This window comes from Salmonella sp. SJTUF15570 (assembly GCF_043357055.1).
In the GTDB taxonomy this organism is placed as follows: Bacteria; Pseudomonadota; Gammaproteobacteria; order Enterobacterales; family Enterobacteriaceae; genus Salmonella; species Salmonella enterica.
This window is the reverse complement of sequence record NZ_JBEUKJ010000009.1, coordinates 188,023-209,035: the sequence shown is the minus strand read 5'-3', so window position 1 is coordinate 209,035 and position 21,013 is coordinate 188,023. Positions and strand designations below refer to the sequence as shown.

General features: G+C 53.4%; 17 protein-coding genes. 11 read left to right on the top strand and 6 right to left on the bottom strand.

The genetic code is table 11. From position 1 onward, the window contains the following. Nucleotide 1 precedes the first annotated feature (1 nt). From citF to caiF, 7 genes are all read left to right on the top strand, one after another. Nucleotides 2–1,522 (top strand): citrate lyase subunit alpha, encoded by a 1,521-nt coding sequence (gene citF / locus ABVN44_RS18325; protein ID WP_000665573.1) that lies wholly within the window; start codon nucleotides 2–4, stop codon nucleotides 1,520–1,522. Beyond that, entirely contained in the window at nucleotides 1,522–2,073 is a 552-nt protein-coding gene (citX, locus tag ABVN44_RS18320; protein WP_023232516.1) for a citrate lyase holo-[acyl-carrier protein] synthase, read from the top strand. The genes citF and citX overlap by 1 nt, the downstream gene beginning before the upstream one ends. Beyond that, complete coding sequence (gene citG, locus ABVN44_RS18315; RefSeq protein WP_001103238.1) at nucleotides 2,051–2,959, top strand: triphosphoribosyl-dephospho-CoA synthase CitG; 909 nt, start codon at nucleotides 2,051–2,053, stop codon at nucleotides 2,957–2,959. The genes citX and citG overlap by 23 nt, the downstream gene beginning before the upstream one ends. Nucleotides 2,960–3,138: 179 nt before the next feature. After that, complete coding sequence (dapB, locus tag ABVN44_RS18310) at nucleotides 3,139–3,960, top strand: 4-hydroxy-tetrahydrodipicolinate reductase (protein WP_000544037.1); 822 nt, start codon at nucleotides 3,139–3,141, stop codon at nucleotides 3,958–3,960. Between the two features lie 861 nt (nucleotides 3,961–4,821). Beyond that, a complete protein-coding gene (gene carA, locus ABVN44_RS18305) occupies nucleotides 4,822–5,970 on the top strand; it encodes a glutamine-hydrolyzing carbamoyl-phosphate synthase small subunit (protein WP_000597277.1) in 1,149 nt (382 codons plus the stop codon). Between the two features lie 15 nt (nucleotides 5,971–5,985). Continuing rightward, nucleotides 5,986–9,213: a carbamoyl-phosphate synthase large subunit gene (carB, locus tag ABVN44_RS18300; RefSeq protein WP_023232474.1), complete on the top strand. Its 3,228-nt coding sequence runs from the start codon at nucleotides 5,986–5,988 to the stop codon at nucleotides 9,211–9,213. Nucleotides 9,214–9,486: 273 nt separating this feature from the next. Next, nucleotides 9,487–9,882, top strand: coding sequence for a carnitine metabolism transcriptional regulator CaiF (caiF, locus tag ABVN44_RS18295; protein ID WP_000333324.1), 396 nt, complete (start codon nucleotides 9,487–9,489; stop codon nucleotides 9,880–9,882). Between the two features lie 77 nt (nucleotides 9,883–9,959). Here the strand turns inward: caiF and caiE are convergent, their stop codons facing one another. From caiE to caiT, 6 genes are all read right to left on the bottom strand, one after another. Next, nucleotides 9,960–10,556, bottom strand: coding sequence for a carnitine operon protein CaiE (caiE, locus tag ABVN44_RS18290; protein WP_000122863.1), 597 nt, complete (start codon nucleotides 10,554–10,556; stop codon nucleotides 9,960–9,962). 108 nt (nucleotides 10,557–10,664) lie between these two features. After that, the gene (gene caiD, locus ABVN44_RS18285) at nucleotides 10,665–11,450 is read right to left on the bottom strand and encodes a crotonobetainyl-CoA hydratase (RefSeq protein ID WP_000004383.1); all 786 of its coding nucleotides are present in this window, start codon (nucleotides 11,448–11,450) and stop codon (nucleotides 10,665–10,667) included. Between the two features lie 53 nt (nucleotides 11,451–11,503). After that, on the bottom strand, nucleotides 11,504–13,057 hold the full coding sequence (gene caiC, locus ABVN44_RS18280) for a crotonobetaine/carnitine-CoA ligase (protein ID WP_000355818.1): 1,554 nt from the start codon (nucleotides 13,055–13,057) through the stop codon (nucleotides 11,504–11,506). Between the two features lie 62 nt (nucleotides 13,058–13,119). Then, nucleotides 13,120–14,337, bottom strand: a complete 1,218-nt coding sequence (gene caiB / locus ABVN44_RS18275) for an L-carnitine CoA-transferase (RefSeq protein ID WP_001016212.1) — start codon at nucleotides 14,335–14,337, stop codon at nucleotides 13,120–13,122. A gap of 111 nt (nucleotides 14,338–14,448) precedes the next feature. Next, nucleotides 14,449–15,591: a crotonobetainyl-CoA dehydrogenase gene (caiA, locus tag ABVN44_RS18270; RefSeq protein WP_000347134.1), complete on the bottom strand. Its 1,143-nt coding sequence runs from the start codon at nucleotides 15,589–15,591 to the stop codon at nucleotides 14,449–14,451. Between the two features lie 34 nt (nucleotides 15,592–15,625). Continuing rightward, nucleotides 15,626–17,143, bottom strand: coding sequence for an L-carnitine/gamma-butyrobetaine antiporter (gene caiT / locus ABVN44_RS18265; RefSeq protein WP_000787073.1), 1,518 nt, complete (start codon nucleotides 17,141–17,143; stop codon nucleotides 15,626–15,628). 480 nt (nucleotides 17,144–17,623) lie between these two features. On the opposite strand from caiT, the gene ABVN44_RS18260 reads away from it, so the two are divergent. The 4 genes from ABVN44_RS18260 to fixX are packed head-to-tail and all read left to right on the top strand — an operon-like array spanning nucleotide 17,624 to nucleotide 20,971. Beyond that, nucleotides 17,624–18,394 carry an electron transfer flavoprotein FixA gene (locus tag ABVN44_RS18260; RefSeq protein ID WP_000692185.1) on the top strand — a complete coding sequence of 257 codons (771 nt, stop codon included), beginning with the start codon at nucleotides 17,624–17,626 and terminating at the stop codon, nucleotides 18,392–18,394. Between the two features lie 15 nt (nucleotides 18,395–18,409). Next, on the top strand, nucleotides 18,410–19,351 hold the full coding sequence (locus tag ABVN44_RS18255; RefSeq protein WP_023232475.1) for an electron transfer flavoprotein subunit alpha/FixB family protein: 942 nt from the start codon (nucleotides 18,410–18,412) through the stop codon (nucleotides 19,349–19,351). 49 nt (nucleotides 19,352–19,400) lie between these two features. Continuing rightward, a complete protein-coding gene (locus tag ABVN44_RS18250) occupies nucleotides 19,401–20,687 on the top strand; it encodes an FAD-dependent oxidoreductase (protein WP_001287774.1) in 1,287 nt (428 codons plus the stop codon). Then, the gene (gene fixX, locus ABVN44_RS18245; protein ID WP_000203736.1) at nucleotides 20,684–20,971 is read left to right on the top strand and encodes a ferredoxin-like protein FixX; all 288 of its coding nucleotides are present in this window, start codon (nucleotides 20,684–20,686) and stop codon (nucleotides 20,969–20,971) included. The genes ABVN44_RS18250 and fixX overlap by 4 nt, the downstream gene beginning before the upstream one ends. The last annotated feature ends 42 nt before the right edge of the window (nucleotides 20,972–21,013 follow it).

Genomic DNA, 21,013 nt, shown 5'->3' with positions numbered 1-21,013 from the left:
CATGAAAGAGACTGTAACCATGCTCAACCAGCAATATGTCGTACCGGAAGGATTACAACCCTACCAGGGGGTAACAGCGAACAGCCCGTGGCTTGCCAGTGAAACGGAAAAGCGTCGGCGTAAAATTTGTGACTCGCTTGAGGAGGCTATCCGTCGTTCCGGGCTTAAAAATGGTATGACGATATCCTTCCACCATGCGTTTCGTGGTGGCGACAAAGTCGTCAATATGGTGATGGCGAAGCTGGCGGAAATGGGATTCCGCGATCTGACGCTTGCCTCCAGCTCATTAATTGATGCCCACTGGCCGCTTATCGAACACATTAAAAATGGTGTGGTGCGGCAGATTTACACCTCCGGGCTGCGCGGCAAGTTAGGGGAAGAGATCTCCGCTGGCCTGATGGAAAACCCGGTACAGATCCACTCTCACGGCGGCCGCGTAAAACTGATTCAGAGCGGTGAGCTGAATATTGATGTCGCTTTCCTCGGCGTGCCGTGCTGCGACGAATTTGGTAATGCGAACGGTTTTAGCGGCAAGTCACGCTGCGGCTCTTTGGGGTATGCGCAGGTTGATGCGCAGTACGCTAAATGTGTGGTGCTCCTGACTGAAGAGTGGGTCGAGTTCCCCAATTATCCGGCCAGTATCGCGCAGGATCAGGTTGATTTGATCGTACAGGTGGACGAAGTAGGGGATCCGGAAAAAATCACCGCGGGCGCGATTCGTCTGTCCAGCAACCCGCGTGAACTGTTGATCGCCCGGCAGGCGGCCAATGTGATCGAACACTCAGGTTATTTTTGTGATGGTTTCTCGCTGCAAACCGGCACCGGTGGCGCATCTCTGGCGGTCACCCGTTTCCTGGAAGACAAAATGCGTCGGCACAACATTACGGCGAGTTTTGGCCTGGGCGGGATCACCGGCACCATGGTGGATCTGCATGAGAAAGGGTTGATCAAAGCGCTGCTGGATACGCAATCATTCGATGGCGATGCAGCCCGTTCTCTGGCGCAGAATCCACATCATATTGAAATTTCAACCAATCAATACGCGAACCCCGCCTCTAAAGGCGCGGCATGCGAACGCCTGAATGTGGTGATGCTGAGCGCACTGGAAATTGACGTGAATTTCAACGTTAACGTGATGACCGGTTCAAACGGCGTACTGCGTGGCGCCTCGGGCGGCCATAGCGATACGGCAGCAGGGGCCGATCTTACCATTATTACCGCACCGCTGGTCCGTGGCCGAATCCCATGTGTGGTGGAAAAAGTGCTGACTACCGTCACGCCTGGGGCAAGTGTTGATGTGCTGGTTACCGACCATGGTATTGCAGTGAACCCTGCGCGTCAGGATCTGCTTGATAACCTGCGTGCTGCGGGCGTGGCGCTGATGACCATCGAACAACTGCAACAGCGCGCTGAGCAACTGACCGGTAAACCGCAGCCGATTGAGTTTACCGATCGGGTGGTGGCTGTGGTGCGTTATCGCGACGGTTCAGTGATTGACGTGATTCGCCAGGTTAAAGGCTGATGAAGGGCACAGACCTGCTGTACCAGGGCCAGGCAGTTACGCTGGAGGAGATGCTACAAGCGCGCGATAAACGTGCCGCCAGGCAGCGTCAGGCGTTGAACTGCTATCGGCTACCGTTGATTTCCCTCACGCTGGTTGCACCGGGCGCCGTTAAAAACTCAGCGGTCTGGCGGCGTGTCGCCGATTACGCAATTGCCGAAATACTGGCGCTTTGCGAACAGATGGAGTGGGTCAACGTCTGGGAAATGCAGGTAAATGAACACAGCGGTCCGGAATGGATGGCAGCGGTCTGTGCGCCGGCAATGGCGTTGAAACAGCACATGTCGACACTAGAGATGAGCCATCCGTTAGGGCGGCTTTGGGACATCGACATTATTGATAGCGACGGTAAGTCGCTATCACGCCGTGAACTCGGGTATCCTGCCCGGCCATGTTTGATATGCCAGCAGGATGCTCATCTCTGTGCCCGGGGCAAGCATCACACCCTTGACCTTTTGTTGGATGAAATTGCACGAAGGATTGAATGCTATGAACGTGAGCGTTGTGACTGAACGGCGTACGCCAGCGTACTCATCGCTGGCGGCTGGCGAACTTAATGGGTTGGTTGCAAGAGCGCTGCTGACGGAAGCCAGGCTGACACCAAAACCCGGTCTGGTCGATATTCGTAATTCGGGAGCGCATAGGGATATGGATCTGGCGGCATTTGAACGTAGTACTACCGCCATTGCTCCGTGGATGGAAAAGTTTTTTATCATGGGCAACAACACGGCGGCGCTGGCGGCAGAAAATGTCCTGGTGATGCTGCGTCCGCTGGGGATGGCCTGTGAGAACGATATGCTACAGGCGACCAATGGTGTGAATACCCATCGCGGGGCGATTTTCGCTTTTGGCCTGCTGAGCGCAGCGATTGGCCGACTTCTCGCGCGGGGAGAACCGTTGGAGCAAAATCGTATCTGCGACCAGGTTGCCCGCCTGAGTCGGAATATTGTTGCCCACGAGCTCTCAGCAAAAAAAGCGGGAAAACTGACAAAGAGTGAAACCCATTTCCAGTGCTATGGCCTGTCGGGCGCGCGGGGAGAAGCGGAAAGCGGTTTTCGAACCGTCAGAACGCAGGCTTTGCCGGTGTTTAACCGGGTCGTGCAGGAGCATGACGATACCCATCTTGCCCTACTGCAAACATTGTTGCATCTGATGGCGTGGAATGATGATACCAATCTGGTGTCACGGGGAGGCCTGGAAGGGCTTTACTACGTGCAGCAGCAGGCACAAAAATTGTTGTGGCAAGGGGGCGTATTGGTTGAGGGGGGCATTGAAGCGATGCAGTCCCTCGATGATGAACTCATCCTGCGTAACTTAAGCCCTGGCGGTAGCGCGGATTTACTGGCAGTGACCTGGTTTTTAAGTCATTTTCCTGCCGGTTCCCTCTATCCTGAGTAAGTTTCTCTTTTTTCATTCTCTCCAGCAATGATTCATCCTGCGGGATGAATCATGTCTTTTACTGATATCGCTCCCTGTTTATCATTAATTTCTAATTATCGGCGATTTTAGATGGCGGCCTCCGGGCGCGCTGGTTACTCTGAAAACGGTTTACGCAATTTTTACAAAAGAGAATAGCTATGCATGAAGCACAAATCCGCGTCGCCATTGCCGGCGCCGGTGGCCGCATGGGACGGCAGTTAATCCAGGCCGCCATGGCGATGGAAGGTGTTCAGCTGGGTGCCGCGCTGGAGCGCGAAGGCTCTTCCTTGCTGGGCAGCGATGCTGGCGAACTGGCGGGGGTGGGAAAGTCCGGCGTGATCGTTCAAAGCAGCCTTGAGGCGGTAAAAGATGATTTTGACGTTTTCATCGATTTTACCCGTCCGGAAGGCACGTTGACGCATCTGGCGTTTTGCCGCCAGCATGGTAAAGGGATGGTGATTGGTACTACCGGCTTTGACGACGCCGGTAAACAGGCCATTCGCGAGGCGTCGCAAGAGATTGCGATCGTTTTCGCCGCAAACTTTAGCGTCGGCGTTAACGTCATGCTCAAGCTGCTGGAGAAAGCCGCGAAGGTAATGGGCGACTATAGCGATATTGAAATTATTGAAGCGCACCACCGCCATAAAGTGGATGCACCGTCGGGTACGGCGCTGGCAATGGGCGAGGCAATCGCCGGGGCGCTGGATAAAAATCTGAAGGACTGCGCGGTCTACTCGCGTGAAGGTTATACCGGCGAGCGCGTACCGGGCACGATTGGCTTTGCGACCGTACGCGCGGGCGACATCGTCGGCGAACATACCGCGATGTTTGCCGATATTGGCGAGCGCGTAGAGATTACGCATAAAGCTTCCAGTCGCATGACGTTTGCAAATGGCGCGTTGCGATCGGCGTTATGGCTAAAAACGAAGAAAAATGGGCTATTTGACATGCGGGATGTGCTGGGGCTGGATGTATTATAGCGACTAAATACCTTCGTGATGTGGTTGTGGTAATCAAGATTAATTGATTACAAAGGGCAATATATTATTGCCCTTTTGTTTTTTTGCCCCCCGGTTATTCGGCCAGATAAATAACGCCTTTCACCATTCATGTTTCGACAGTTTCTTCGCCCACGACATGTTCTGCCGCAGTGGCTTACCGTATGCAAAAGGCACCTCGACCAGACTGATAAGACTGATATCCATCGGGGGGTAGTGCTGTTCCACGGGGGCGTTTTATCTCTTTTGTTTCAATAGGTTGGCTTTTTTATGCTGTAGTGAGGCTGGTTGTGGTCCAATCGTATGCGCTAGTCTTAAAGAAAAAGAAGCTGGATCTTTATATCGCGATTGTAATTCTTATTACATTGTCTTAATTTGCTGTTTTTGTTGATTTTATAATGCATTTGATTTGTTTTTTATATTTTTAAGATATTGATTTTTAAAATGTTTTTGTTGTTAATTTGCTTAATTTTGAATTTTTATGCATTTAATGGTGTTGATGACTATTAAATGAATTTTTATCGTTGTTTTTTGTTGTTTTAATGTGAAATTTGACCATTTGGTCCACTTTTTATCATGCCAGCCAGTTTTTTGCGAACTCAAGGAAGCGCAAGCGTTTTCTATCGTCACTTAGTTGATCTTTTTGCCTCTTAAACAGAATAACTTCCTTATAATGTGCAAAATAACATAAAAAATACCCTCTTTAAGTTGACTTTTATCCGGCTTAACTTCAGAATGCCGCCGTTTGCCAGAAATCCACGGGTAAGCAAATTTGCATTGCTTCATACTGACTGAATGAATTAATATGCAAATAAAGTGAGTGAATATTCTCTGGAGGGTGTTTTGATTAAGTCAGCGCTATTGGTTCTGGAAGACGGAACCCAGTTTCACGGTCGGGCCATTGGGGCAACGGGTTCGGCGGTTGGGGAAGTCGTTTTCAATACTTCAATGACCGGTTATCAAGAAATCCTCACTGATCCTTCCTATTCCCGCCAAATCGTCACTCTTACTTATCCCCATATTGGTAATGTCGGCACCAATGAAGCCGATGAAGAATCTTCTCAGGTTCATGCGCAAGGTTTAGTGATTCGCGATCTGCCGTTGATTGCCAGCAACTTCCGTAACACCGAAGACCTCTCTTCTTACCTGAAACGCCATAACATCGTGGCGATTGCTGATATCGATACCCGCAAGCTGACCCGACTGCTGCGTGAGAAAGGCGCACAGAACGGCTGCATCATTGCAGGCGATAGCCCGGATGCGAAGCTGGCGCTGGAAAAAGCGAAAGCATTTCCTGGACTGAACGGTATGGATCTGGCGAAAGAAGTGACCACGGCGGAAACTTACCGCTGGACGCAGGGTAGCTGGACGCTGAAAGACGGTTTACCGGAAGCGAAATCTGAGGATGACCTGCCGTTCCACGTGGTGGCCTACGATTTTGGCGCCAAGCGCAACATTCTACGTATGCTGGTGGATCGCGGCTGCCGCCTGACGGTGGTGCCAGCGCAAACCTCTGCTGAAGAGGTGCTGAAAATGAATCCGGACGGCATCTTCCTGTCGAACGGCCCTGGCGACCCGGCGCCGTGCGACTACGCCATCGAGGCGATTAAGAAATTCCTCCAGACCGACATTCCTGTGTTCGGCATCTGCCTCGGCCATCAACTGCTGGCGCTGGCGAGCGGTGCGAAGACCGTTAAGATGAAGTTCGGCCATCACGGCGGCAACCATCCGGTAAAAGATATGGACAGAAACGTGGTGATGATCACCGCGCAGAACCACGGATTTGCGGTGGATGAAGACTCGCTGCCCGCCAACCTGCGCGTGACCCACAAGTCGCTGTTCGACGGCACCCTGCAGGGCATTCACCGTACCGACAAACCGGCGTTCAGCTTCCAGGGACACCCGGAGGCGAGCCCGGGCCCGCACGATGCGGCGCCGCTGTTCGACCACTTTATCGAATTGATTAAGCACTACCGTTCTTCAGCAAAATAATCAGGAGCCAACAAAATGCCAAAACGTACAGATATAAAAAGCATCCTGATTCTGGGCGCGGGCCCGATTGTTATCGGTCAGGCGTGTGAGTTTGACTACTCCGGCGCTCAGGCGTGTAAAGCGCTGCGCGAAGAAGGCTACCGCGTTATTCTGGTGAACTCTAACCCGGCCACCATCATGACCGACCCGGAAATGGCCGATGCCACCTACATCGAGCCGATTCACTGGGAAGTGGTGCGCAAAATCATCGAAAAAGAGCGTCCGGATGCGGTGCTGCCGACCATGGGCGGCCAGACCGCGCTGAACTGCGCGCTGGAGCTGGAGCGGCAGGGCGTGCTCGAAGAGTTCGGCGTCACCATGATTGGCGCCACCGCCGACGCCATTGATAAAGCCGAAGACCGTCGTCGCTTCGATATCGCGATGAAGAAAATCGGTCTCGACACCGCGCGTTCCGGTATCGCGCACACTATGGAAGAAGCGCTGGCGGTTGCCGCTGACGTGGGCTTCCCGTGCATCATCCGTCCGTCCTTTACCATGGGCGGCACCGGCGGCGGTATCGCTTACAACCGTGAAGAGTTCGAAGAAATCTGCGAACGCGGTCTGGACCTCTCGCCAACCAACGAGCTGCTGATTGATGAATCGCTGATCGGCTGGAAAGAGTACGAGATGGAAGTGGTGCGTGATAAAAACGACAACTGCATCATCGTCTGCTCTATCGAAAACTTCGATGCCATGGGTATCCACACCGGTGACTCCATCACCGTGGCGCCCGCGCAGACTCTGACCGATAAAGAATACCAAATCATGCGTAACGCCTCGATGGCGGTGCTGCGTGAAATCGGCGTTGAAACCGGCGGTTCCAACGTCCAGTTTGCAGTGAACCCGAAAAACGGTCGTCTGATCGTTATCGAAATGAACCCGCGCGTATCCCGCTCCTCGGCGCTGGCGTCGAAAGCCACCGGTTTCCCGATTGCCAAGGTAGCCGCCAAACTGGCGGTGGGTTATACCCTCGACGAGCTGATGAACGACATCACCGGTGGCCGTACACCGGCCTCCTTCGAGCCGTCTATCGACTACGTTGTCACCAAAATTCCGCGCTTTAACTTCGAGAAATTCGCCGGTGCTAACGACCGTCTGACCACCCAGATGAAATCGGTCGGGGAAGTGATGGCGATTGGTCGCACGCAGCAGGAATCCCTGCAGAAAGCGCTGCGTGGCCTGGAAGTGGGCGCCACCGGTTTCGACCCGAAAGTCAGCCTCGACGACCCGGAAGCGCTGACCAAAATCCGCCGCGAGCTGAAAGATGCGGGCGCAGATCGTATCTGGTATATCGCCGATGCCTTCCGCGCAGGCCTCTCCGTCGACGGCGTGTTCAACCTGACCAACATCGACCGCTGGTTCCTGGTGCAAATTGAAGAGCTGGTGCGTCTGGAAGAGAAAGTAACTGAAGTCGGGATTACTGGCCTCAACGCCGACTTCCTGCGTCAGCTCAAGCGTAAAGGTTTTGCCGATGCGCGTCTGGCAAAATTGGCGGGCGTGCGCGAGGCGGAAATCCGCAAACTGCGCGACCAGTATGACCTGCACCCGGTCTACAAGCGTGTGGATACCTGCGCGGCGGAATTCGCCACCGACACCGCCTATATGTACTCCACTTATGAAGATGAGTGCGAAGCGAACCCGTCCGTTGACCGCGATAAAATTATGGTCCTCGGCGGCGGCCCGAACCGTATCGGCCAGGGCATTGAGTTTGACTACTGCTGCGTACACGCCTCGCTGGCGCTGCGCGAAGACGGTTACGAGACCATCATGGTCAACTGTAACCCGGAAACCGTTTCCACCGACTACGACACTTCCGACCGCCTGTACTTCGAGCCGGTGACGCTGGAAGACGTGCTGGAAATCGTGCGCATCGAGAAGCCGAAAGGCGTTATCGTGCAGTACGGCGGCCAGACGCCGCTGAAGCTGGCGCGCGCGCTGGAAGCGGCAGGCGTGCCGGTTATCGGCACCAGCCCGGACGCCATCGACCGCGCGGAAGACCGCGAGCGCTTCCAGCACGCGGTTGACCGTCTGAAGCTGAAGCAACCGGCCAACGCCACCGTCACCGCCATTGAACAAGCGGTTGAGAAGGCGAAAGAGATCGGCTACCCGCTGGTGGTGCGTCCTTCTTACGTGCTGGGCGGTCGGGCGATGGAAATTGTCTATGACGAAGCCGACCTGCGCCGCTACTTCCAGACAGCGGTCAGCGTCTCTAACGATGCGCCGGTGCTGCTGGACCGCTTCCTTGATGACGCGGTTGAAGTGGACGTGGACGCTATCTGCGACGGCGAAATGGTGCTGATTGGCGGCATCATGGAACACATCGAGCAGGCGGGCGTACACTCCGGCGACTCCGCCTGTTCCCTGCCGGCCTACACGCTGAGCCAGGAAATTCAGGACGTGATGCGCCAGCAGGTGCAGAAGCTGGCCTTCGAGTTGCAGGTGCGCGGCCTGATGAACGTGCAGTTTGCGGTCAAGGACAACGAAGTCTACCTGATTGAAGTCAACCCGCGTGCGGCGCGTACCGTACCGTTCGTCTCTAAAGCCACCGGCGTGCCGCTGGCGAAAGTGGCGGCGCGCGTGATGGCCGGCAAATCGCTGACCGAGCAGGGCGTGACCAAAGAAATTATCCCGCCGTACTACTCGGTGAAAGAAGTGGTGTTGCCGTTTAACAAATTCCCCGGCGTTGACCCGCTGTTAGGGCCAGAAATGCGCTCCACCGGGGAAGTGATGGGCGTGGGCCGTACCTTTGCGGAAGCGTTCGCCAAGGCACAGTTGGGCAGTAACTCCACCATGAAGAAACAGGGCCGTGCGCTGCTCTCCGTCCGCGAAGGCGACAAAGAGCGGGTGGTGGATCTCGCCGCCAAGCTGCTGAAACAGGGCTTTGAGCTGGATGCCACCCACGGTACGGCGATTGTGCTGGGCGAAGCCGGTATCAACCCGCGTCTGGTGAACAAGGTGCACGAAGGTCGTCCGCACATTCAGGACCGTATCAAGAATGGCGAATATACCTATATTATCAACACCACCGCAGGTCGCCGCGCGATTGAAGACTCCAGGGTGATTCGCCGCAGCGCGCTGCAGTATAAAGTGCATTATGACACCACGCTGAACGGCGGTTTTGCCACGACGATGGCGCTCAATGCCGATGCCACCGAGAAGGTAACCTCGGTGCAGGAAATGCACGCGCAGATCAAAAAGTCGTAAACAAAGGGTCCGGCGGATATTGCTCTAACCGGACCTGTAATATAATGTTGAAAGGGTTTCTGTAAAGAAACCCTTTTTTTATCTTGCGTAAGGTCATTCCTGGAGAAGTCCGTTTCCGTAACCACATTTTCAATGTAATAAGCACGATATTGCTCACACTAATCAATATTTAAGTCGCATACTATCTTGCATATCCACAATTTTAATATGGCTTAGTTTTTATTAGTTTGGACAGGCCGTAGCCAGATTTTTAATTTGTGAAATGGTGTGCTTATGTGTGAAAAATATGTTGAAAGACCGCTTTATTTGTTAATTGCTGACTGGATGATGGCAGAGAACCGATGGATCACTGCCAGGGAGATTTCCCGTCAATTTGATATTGAACATTGCAAAGCAATTAATACGCTCTCCTATATTCTGTCAGAAGTGGGGGAAATTGTTTGTGAAGTGAAGATGATCCCTAACCAAATTGCAGGACGAGGCTGCCAGTGCCAGCGTCTGGTGAAAGTCGTGAGTATCGACTCTCAACTCTATCGCCGATTGAATCATAATTTGCAGGAAAGAAAAGTGAGCGTGGCGAAAGCGCCGCGACTGTCTGCCGTTCCCCCCACAGAGCTAAACCGTGAGCAGAAATGGCAGATGATGCTCTCCAAGAGTATGCGTCGCTAATTGTCTGTTTAACCTGATGGCGGGGTAAACGGTAATTGACGCGTAGGCCGGATAAGCGTGAGCGCATCCGGCATCAATTACTGTGCTGATTTTGGCTTCACGTCCGTCGTGCCTTTCAGGCGCGGTCGGTTTTCTTCGACCTGCGTTAACGGCTTCGTTTCAGATAACCCCGTTCGACAACGGATCGCAAGATCCTGATATTCTTTGGTATTGAGGCGTTTCCAGTGCAGCTCCTGGTCCGTAACCTGGCGTAGTACGCGCGCCGGTGACCCCACCAGCAGTTGCCTTGCCTCACCCTGAAATCCGGCTTTGACAAAACTCATGGCGGCGACAATGCTCTCTTCGCCAATCACTGCGCCGTCCATAATGACGCTATTCATGCCGACCAGGGCGTCCCGTCCCACCACGCAGCCATGTAGAATAGCGCCGTGGCCGATATGGCCGTTTTCATGCACGATGGTATCGGTATCGCAGTAGCCATGCATAATGCAGCCATCCTGCAGATTAGAGCCTGCCTCCAGGATCAGGCGACCATAATCCCCACGCAATGACGCGAGTGGGCCAATATAAACACCGGCGCCCACGATGACATCGCCAATCAGCACGGCGCTGGGATGGACAAACGCGTCCGGATGCACCACCGGGATCAGTCCTTCAAAGGCGTAATAGCTCATAGTTGTACCTCGGTTTTTTGCTGGATGGCAGCGTAAACACCTTATCCGGCCTACGGTTGCGCATGTGCTGTAGGCCGGATGAGCGAAGCGCCATCCGGCATAGTCACATTAACGACCTTTCCACACCGGATCGCGTTTTTCGGCAAATGCCTGCGGTCCTTCGAGCGCATCTTCTGAATGCAGTACCGACGGATAATGCTTCAGCACGCCGCTGCGGATGTAGCGGTAGCCTTCTTCTACCGGCATTTCGCTGGTCGCGCGATAAATCTCTTTCAGCGCCGCGATAGCCAGCGGGGCGCTATTGACCAGTTGTTGCGCCAGTTCGCGCGCGCTATCCATCAGTTCGCTCTGGCTGACAACGCGGTTCACGACTCCCCAACGCAGCGCTTCTTCGGCGCTCATTCGTCTGCCGGTCATTACCATTTCGTTGACGATAGCCGGTGGCAGCAGCTTAGGCAGACGCAATACGCCGCCGCTGTCAGGCACGATGCCGAGCTTGGCTTCCGGCAGCGCGAAGCTGGCGTTTTCGGCGCAGACAATAAAGTCCGCCGCCAGCGCCAGCTCAAAACCGCCGCCAAACGCGTAGCCGTTCACCGCGGCGATAACCGGCTTATCGAGGTCAAATATTTCGGTTAAACCAGCAAAGCCGCCGGGACCAAAATCGGCATCCGGCGCTTCACCTTCCGCTGCCGCTTTTAAGTCCCAGCCAGCAGAAAAGAATTTCTCCCCGCCGCCGGTAATGATTGCTACGCGTAATTCCGGATCGTCACGGAAATTAAGAAAAGCTTCACCCATTGCAAAGCTGGTTTTGGCGTCAATGGCATTCGCTTTAGGTCGGTCAAGGGTAATTTCCAGGATCGGGCCGTTACGGGTCAGATGTAATGACTCACTCATAGTTCATCTCCAGATAAATAGTTTCCCGGCGGGAAGGATTCCTGCCGGAAGGTTTATTTCAGATTTTTTTTGATTATTTTTCCTGAACAGTTGCGCGGCAGGTCGGTTCTGATCTCCATAAAAGAGGGAACCTTGAATTTCGCCATATTGTTTTCGCAAAAGCTGAAAAACTCGGCTTCGCTTAATGTTTCACCTTCATTAAGGACGATAAACGCTTTAATGGCCTCATCACGGATCGCGTCTTTAATACCGACCACCACAATGTCCTGAATTTTCGGATGCGCAGAAATAATATTTTCCAGCTCGACGCAGGAGACATTTTCCCCGCCGCGTTTAATCATGTTGCAGCGCCTGTCGACGAAATAAAAATAGCCATCCTCATCCTGGTAACCCGAATCACCGGTATGTAACCAGCCCTCTGGTTCCAGCGCCCTGGCGGTTGCCTCCGGCTGCATGTAATACTCTTTGAAGATAGTCTTGCCGGGAATGCCTTTAATACAGATTTCGCCAATTTCTCCGGCGGGCAGCGGGCGATTTTGATCGTCGCGAATTTCAGCTTCATAGCTAAAACCCACGCGACCAATGGAAGGCCAGCGCCGTTTGTCTCCGGGACGGTCGCCAATAATTCCGACAATGGTTTCAGTCATACCATAAGAGGTCAGCAGCCTGACGCCAAAGCGTTCGGTAAAATCGTCTTTTTCCTGCTCGGATAAATTGAGATAGAACATCACTTCGCGCAGGTGATGCTGCCTGTCCGTTGGTGCGGCGGGCTGGACCATCAGCGTGCGGATCATCATCGGGATGCACTCGGTCACCGTCGCCTGATATTTACGTACCTGATCCCAGAAGGCCCTGGCGCTGTACTTCTCCAGGAGCACAAAGGTGCTGCCGGCGGAAAAGGCTGGCATTGCGGCGGTACACTGGCAGTCGATATGAAAAGCGGGCATCACCGTCATGTACACGTCATCATCGCGCAGGGCGATTTGCCAGGCAGAGTAGTAGCCTGCAAAACGCAGGTTATAGTGGGTAATCACCACCCCTTTTGGACGCGAGGTAGTACCGGAGGTAAACAGAATTTCCGCCGTATCGTCAGTGGATAACGCGGGCGTATAGCACAGCGTGGCCGATTGACGTGCTTGCAGTTGGGAAAAGTGGCTCACGCCATCGTCAGCCGGAAGCTGCTCGCCAATCAGACAGATATGATTAAGCGGAGTGCTATTGTCCTGGCGTATTTCACGGTACATAGGATAAAACTGGACGCTGGTAACCAGCAGACTCACCTGGCTGTTTTGCAGGATCCAGGCGCTTTCTTCGCCCAGTAAGCGGGCATTAATCGGTACCATAATGGCGCCGATTTTTGCCAGTCCAAACCAGCAAAAGATGAATTCCGGACAGTTATCCAGATGCAGCGCGACCCTATCACCCTTGCGGATCCCTAAGGAATAAAAAAGGTTCGCCGTGCGGTTAATCTCTTCATTGAGCGAGGCATAGCTAAACTGCCGAACGATTCCCTCACAGGATTCGAAAATTAGCGCCGTTTTATCTCCGTACACCCCGGCCAGGTCGTCCCACATCTGACGTAAGTTTTGTCCGCCAACGATATCCATATTGCTTTATCCACTGAAATCAGGCGTGAGCGCTAACCGGAAAACCGATTAGCGCATCGCGTTTAATCCTCAACTTTGGCCAGGCCTTTGCCGACCAGTTCCTTAATATCTGCTTCGCTATAACCAATGTTTTTCAGAATGGCGGCGGTATCCATGCCGTGTGACGGCATGCCACGCCAGATTTTCCCCGGGTTGTTTTTAAATTTCGGCATGATGTTCGGCCCTTTACAGGTGCGACCGTCCATTGTTTGCCACTGAGTAATCGATTCGCGGGCAACGTACTGCGGATTACCTTCCAGTTCCGGAATGGTGAGCACCTTCGCACAGGCGATATTCAGCTCAGCAAAACGCGCCTGAACGTCGGCGATGGTGTGTGTTGCCAGCCAGGCGTCCAGTTTCTCTTCGACGAGCGGGCCGTAAGGGCATTCCACGCGATGGATGAGCTGCGTGCCTTCCGGAACTTCCGGCGTACCGAGAATGTGCGCCAGGCCAATATCTTTAAAACACTCGTTGATTTGCGTGATGCCGACCAACTCCATGACGATGTAACCATCGGCGCATTTATACAGGCCGCAACCGGCGTAGTAGGGGTCTTTCCCTTTCGTCATACGTGGACAGATTTCGCCGCCGTTGAAGTAGTCCATCATGAAGTACTGACCCATGCGCAGCATCACTTCGTACATGGCGATATCGATGCTTTCACCTTTACCCGTTTCGCGTACTTTGTGCAGGGCTGCCAGCGCGGCTGTCGTCGCGGTCATCCCGGAGAAGTAATCGGCGGTATACGGGAAGGCTGGCATCGGCTGATCAACGTCGCCGTTTTGGATCAGATAACCACTGAATGCCTGCGCGATGGTGTTATACGCCGGAAGATTGGTGTACTCCTCGGTACCATACTGGCCGAAGCCGGAAAGGTGGGCAATGACCAGTTTCGGGTTATGTTCCCACAGCACTTCATCAGTAATACCACGGCGGGCAAAGGCCGGGCCTTTACTGGCTTCAATGAAAATATCGGTGGTTTCCATCAGTTTCAGAAACGCTTCCCGACCTTCATCTTTGAAAATATTCAGCGACAGGGCGTGCAGGTTGCGGCGTGAGAGCTGCGGGTAGTTAGGCTGTACGCGGATGGTATCGGCCCATGCGACGTTTTCAATCCAGATAACCTCGGCGCCCCATTCGGCGAACATCTGTCCGGCGAATGGACCGGCGATTTCGATTCCTGAAAAAACAACGCGTACCCCAGCAAGCGGGCCAAAGGTTGGCATTGGTAAATGATTCATCATTTTTCTCCTGGCATTTTTTGCGGTATGTAGGCCGGATAAGCACAGCGCCATCCGGCATGATTGCCTGATGGCGACGCCCCGCGTCTTATCAGGCCTACAAGGGATCGATTAGCGGTATTGCTTGAGTACCGCACGACCCAACGTCAGGATCTGCATTTCGTCAGAACCACCAGAAACACGGTCAACGCGCAGGTCACGCCAGAAACGCGTGATGCGGTGGTTGCCCGCGATACCAACACCTCCCAGTACCTGCATGGCGGTGTCTACCACTTCAAACGCGGCGTTGGCGCAGAAGTATTTGCACATTGCCGCGTCGCCGGAGGTAATGGTGCCGTTATCCGCTTTCCACGCGGCTTCCAGCAGCATATTTTTCATGGAGTTCAGTTTGATCGCCATATGCGCAAACTTCTCCTGAATCAGCTGGAAACGGCCAATAGCTTCACCAAACTGCACGCGCTGATTCGCATAACGCGCAGCGTCTTCAAAAGCGCACATTGCGGTACCGTAGTTGGTCAGCGCGACGAGGAAGCGCTCATGGTCAAACTCTTCTTTCACGCGGTTGAAGCCGTTACCTTCCCGACCGAACATGTCTTTCTCGTCCAGTTCAACGTCGTCAAAGGTGATTTCACAGCAGCTATCCATGCGCAGACCGAGTTTCTCCAGTTTGTTGACCTTGATACCTGCTTTGCTCATGTCCACAAACCACTCGGTGTAAACCGGTTTATCCGGCGATGCACCGTCTCTCGCCATGACCACGATGTACGGGGTATAGGCGCTACTGGTGATAAAGCACTTACTGCCATTGAGATAAACCTTACCATTTTTGCGCGTATAAGTGGTTTTCAGACTACCAACATCCGATCCCGCTCCTGGTTCGGTGATAGCAGAGTTCCACATCTGCTTACCGGTGCCCCGGAAGGCCATGATTTTATCAATTTGCTCCTGAGTCCCTTCACGCAGGAAAGTGTTAAAACCTCCTGGCAATTGGTACAACACGTAAGTTGGCGCGCCAAGACGTCCCAGCTCCATCCAGACGGCGGCGACGGTAACAAAACCCGCTTCCAGACCGCCGTGTTCCTCCGGGATCAGCAGGCTATCAATACCCATATCCGCCAGCGCTTTTACAAAACGCTCAGGGTAGACGCTGTCACGATCGCACTCGGCAAAATAAGCTTCCCAGTTCTCACTGGCCATCAGTTCGCGAATACCGGCGACAAACAGCTCCTGTTCGTCATTTAAGTTGAAATCCATCTTTCAGCCTCTTGATCAATTGGGTTAATAAGAATTACTTGTCTTTCCAGTGCACTTTGGCGTCTTTAATAAAGGACAGCGTCACCATAATGTTGACGAAGAACAGCGGGCATCCTCCGGCGATAATCGCGGTCTGAATCGGCTTCAAACCACCCAGCGCCAGCAGAACGATACCGATGATGCCGACCAGCACTGACCAGCCGATACGCACTAACAGAGGCGGCTCTTCACCATCGCGAACTTCGCGACAGGTCGACATCGCCAGGGTGTAAGAGCAGGCGTTAATCAGCGTGACGGTGGCAATAAAGCAGAGGATGAAGAAGCCCCACATGGTGGCGGTGCTGAGCGGCAAGGCGGCCCAGGTTTCGATAATGGCGCGCGCCACGCCGTGTTGCTCAATGAGTTGCGGGATGTTGAGGATGTTTTTATCCATCAGCAGCAGCGTGTTACTGCCAAGGACTGTCCACAGGATCCAGGTAGACGCGGTCAGGCCCATCACCATCCCGAAGCACAGTTCACGTACGGTACGACCACGGGAAATACGGGCCAGGAAGATACTCATCTGGATGGCGTAAATAACCCACCACGCCCAGTAGAAAACGGTCCAGCCCTGTGGGAAGCCGCCTTTACCGATGGCGTCGGTATAGAACAGCATCCGTGGCAGATGCATTAACAGCATCCCGACGGAGTCGGTGAAGTAGTTCATGATGAAGCTGGCGCCGCTGACGATAAACACCCAGCCGAGCATCAGGAAGCTCAGGTAGCTACGCACATCGCTGGCGATTCTGACCCCTTTTTGCAGGCCGCAGGCCACGCAAATCGCGTTCAGAATGATCCAGCAGGTAATGATGATGGCATCCAATTGCAGCGTATGCGGAATACCGAACAGCCATTGCATACACTCGGTGACCAGCGGGGTAGCCAGACCGAGGCTGGTGCCCATCGCGAAGATCAGCGCCACCAGGTAGAAGTTATCGACGATGGTACCGAACAACCCTTTCGCATGCTTTTCACCGACGAGCGGTACCAGCGTGGAGCTGGGGCGGATGACATCCATCTTGCGTACAAAGAAGAAGTAGGCGAAGGCCACGGAAAGGAAGCTATAGGTTGCCCACGGCAATGGCCCCCAGTGGAACAGGCTGTACGCCAGACCTATCTCTTTCGCGCCCGTGGAATTGGGTTCCAGACCGAACGGCGGGGTGGAGATATAGTAGTAGATCTCAATAGAGCCCCAGAACAGAACCGCAGCGGATGTACAGGAGGCGAACATCATGAAAATCCAGCTGGCGGTGCTAAACTCCGGTTTTTCGTCACCTAATCTCTTTTTGGCATAGGGGCCAAAAACCAGCCAGAACCAGCCGAAGAGCATGACGACCATATACCATTCAAATGCCCAACCCCAGACGTTGGTGACATAACTGAATACCGCATTAATAACGACGTTAGCGGCATCAAGATCTCTGACTGTTAGCCAGCAAAGTATCCCGACAATTATTAATGGCGGAAAAAAAACCTTCGGTTCAATTCCCGATTTTTTCTTTTCATTTTTCATAAGTGAATTCCAGTGTGAAAACGAAATTTATTTAGCGTGCCAGTCCATGAACGTTTGTTTATTTATTATTAATGATTTGTTGATAAGTTTTTAACCTCTGGGACGCCTCAATGAGTAACTCATAATGGGTATTCATTTCGGGTGATTCTGTTATCTTCGTCACACTTTTTTGCGTTGATTATTTTGTGTTTAAATTTTGATTTTTTCTTTATTTATCAATTATTTGGTTGTGGTTTTTTAACTTTTTTAAGTATCTGGCGTTCAATATTGTTGAGCCAGCAAACAATATTGAAAATTTTCATATTTGGCATATTTCTTTCAATATTGGTGAGGTGCGTAACACTATTGAAAGTTACGAATATCAATGTGTGACATTTTCAATATTGGTGATTAAGGTTTTATTTCCGAATTAAAGAGCGTGATATCTGTATTTAACACCGCCGATATAAATACGTTTCCTTCATGATTTCTGGAGATGCAATGAAGATAATTACTTGCTACAAATGCGTACCTGATGAGCAGGATATTGCGATTAATAATGCTGACGGAACACTCGATTTCAGCAAAGCGGATAGCAAAATCAGCCAATATGATCTGAATGCAATTGAAGCTGCTTGCCAGTTAAAACAGCAGTTGGGAGACGCTCAGGTTGTCGCCATGAGCGTTGGCGGCAAAGCGCTGACTAATGCAAAAGGGCGCAAAGATGTCCTCTCTCGTGGCCCTGATGAACTGATTGTGGTCATCGACGATCAATTTGAGCAGGCGCTGCCGCAACACACCGCTACCGCGCTGGCCGCTGCCGCGCAAAAATCAGGTTTCGATCTACTTATCTGCGGCGACGGTTCTTCCGATCTTTATGCTCAGCAGGTTGGTTTGCTGGTGGGCGAAGCGCTGAACATTCCGGCGATTAACGGCGTGAGTAAAATCCTCTCTCTTACCGACAGCACATTGACAGTAGAACGCGAACTGGAAGATGAAGTTGAAACGCTGAGCATCCCGCTCCCGGCGGTGATCGCGGTTTCCACCGACATTAACACCCCACAAATCCCTTCGATGAAAGCCATTCTTGGCGCGGCGAAAAAACCGGTTCAGGTCTGGTCGCCTGCGGATATCGGGCTGAACAGCGTACCCGCGTATTCCGCACAACAGGTTGCCGCACCGAAGCAGCGCGAGCGTCAGCGCGTGGTGATTGAAGGTGACGGTGAAGAACAAATCGCCGCGTTTGTCGAGAATCTGCGCAAAATCATTTAATTATCAGGGGATGTTATGAACAAATTTTCCAGTGTCTGGGTATTCAGCGATACCCCTTCTCGTCTGCCCGAACTGATGAGTAGCGCGCAGGCTGTAGGTGAAAAAGTTAACGCGTTCGTACTGAACGAAGCGGACAGCGCGACAGCATGCCATTTGGGCGCGGATCATGTCTGGCTGCTCAGCGGCAAACCAGAAGACCGCATGATCGAAGACTACGCTGCTGCGATGGCTGAGACTATTCGTCAGCATAGCGAGGGCGGCGCGGTGCTGCTGCCGAATACGCGTCGGGGCAAGCTGTTGGCGGCAAAGCTGGGCTATCGCTTGTCGGCTGCGGTTTCCAACGATGCCAGCGAAGTCGCCCTGCAGGATGGAAAAGCGGCGGTTAAACATATGGTCTACGGCGGTCTGGCGATAGGGGCAGAAACCATCGCTTCGCCGTTTGCCGTGATCACGCTCAGCAGCGGAACGTTTGACGCACAACAACCGGATGCTTCTCGCAGCGGCGAGATGCACACCGTGCAGTGGCAGGCTCCGGCCACTGCCGTGACCCGCACCGCAACCCAGGCGCGTCAGAGCAACAGCGTTGACCTCGACAAAGCGCGTCTGGTGGTCAGCGTGGGACGCGGCATCGGCAGCAAAGAGAATATCTCGCTGGCCGAAGCGCTGTGCCAGACGATTGGTGCCGAGCTGGCCTGTTCCCGCCCGGTGGCGGAAAACGAGAAGTGGATGGAGCACGAGCGCTACGTCGGTATCTCCAACCTGATGCTCAAACCTGAACTGTATCTGGCGGTGGGGATCTCCGGGCAGATCCAACACATGGTCGGCGCCAACGGCGCGCAGACGATTTTCGCCATCAACAAAGATAAAAACGCGCCAATCTTCCAGTATGCGGATTTTGGCATCGTTGGCGATGCGCTGAAGATCCTGCCTGCGCTGACGGCTGCCTTAGCGCGATAAACCATTTCGGGCAGGATGCGAAGGTATCCTGCCGCTGACAGGAGTACGTATGTCCGAAGATATCTTTGATGCCATCATCGTGGGTGCAGGTCTGGCCGGTTCGGTTGCGGCGCTGGTGCTTGCTCGCGAAGGTGCACAGGTGCTGGTTATCGAGCGCGGCAATTCTGCTGGCGCGAAGAATGTCACCGGTGGGCGTTTGTATGCACATAGCCTGGAACGCATCATTCCCGGCTTTGCGGATCAGGCCCCCATTGAACGCATGATCACCCACGAAAAACTCGCCTTTATGACCGACAACGGGGCGATGACTATCGACTACTGCAATGGTGAAGATGCTTCAGCGTCGCAGGTTTCTTATTCCGTTTTGCGCAGTAAATTTGACGCCTGGCTGATGGAGCAGGCCGAAGAGGCGGGGGCGCAACTGATCACCGGTATTCGCGTCGATAACGTCGTTCAGCGTGATGGCAAAGTCGTGGGCGTGGAAGCCGATGGCGATATTCTGGAAGCCAAAGTCGTGATCCTCGCTGATGGGGTGAATTCTCTGCTGGCTGAAAAGCTGGGCATGGCCAAGCGTGTTGAGGCATCGCATGTTGCCGTCGGCGTGAAGGAACTGATCGAATTGCCGAAGTCGGTCATTGAAGATCGTTTCCAGTTACAGGGCAACGAAGGTGCCGCCTGTCTGTTTGCCGGGGCGCCAACCGATGGTCTGATGGGCGGTGGCTTCCTGTATACGAATGAAACAACCCTTTCCCTGGGGCTGGTCTGTGGACTTCATCATCTGAAAGACGCGAAAAAATCGGTCCCGCAAATGCTGGAAGATTTCAAACAGCATCCGGCAGTTGCGCCGCTGATCGCCGGTGGCAAGCTGGTGGAATATGCCGCACACGTTGTACCCGAGGCGGGAATGAATATGCAGCCTGAACTGGTGGGCGATGGCGTACTGATTGCCGGAGACGCTGCCGGCATGTGTATGAACCTCGGTTTTACCATCCGTGGTATGGATCTCGCCATATCCGCAGGCGAAGCGGCGGCGAAGACGGTGCTTTCGGCGATGAAGCGTGACGATTTTAGCAAGCAGTCGTTGGGGGAATACCGTCAGCATCTGGACGAAGGTCCGATGCGCGATATGCGCATGTATCAGAAACTGCCGGCTTTTCTTGATAATCCCCGCATGTTTACCGCTTATCCCGAAATGGCGGTCAGTATCGCGCGCGACCTGTTCACCGTGGATGGCTCCGCTCCGGTGCCAATGCGTAAAAAAATCCTGCGCCATGCGAAGAAAGTGGGCTTCATCAACCTGATGAAAGATGGCCTGAAAGGAGTGACCGTATTATGACATCTCCCGTCAATGTGGACGTCAAACTGGGCGTCAATAAGTTCAATGTGGATGAAGACAGCCCGCACATCATTCTCAAAACCGATCCTGATAAACAGGCGCTGGAGGTGCTGATTAAGGCCTGTCCGGCGGGACTGTATAAAAAGCAGGACGACGGTAGCGTTCGTTTTGATTACGCCGGGTGCCTGGAGTGCGGAACGTGCCGGATCCTCGGCCTTGATACGGCGCTGGAAAAATGGGAATACCCACGCGGGACGTTTGGCGTGGAGTTCCGCTACGGCTAATAAGTACGAGGTTGTGCCCCCGTAGGCCGGATAAGATGCGGT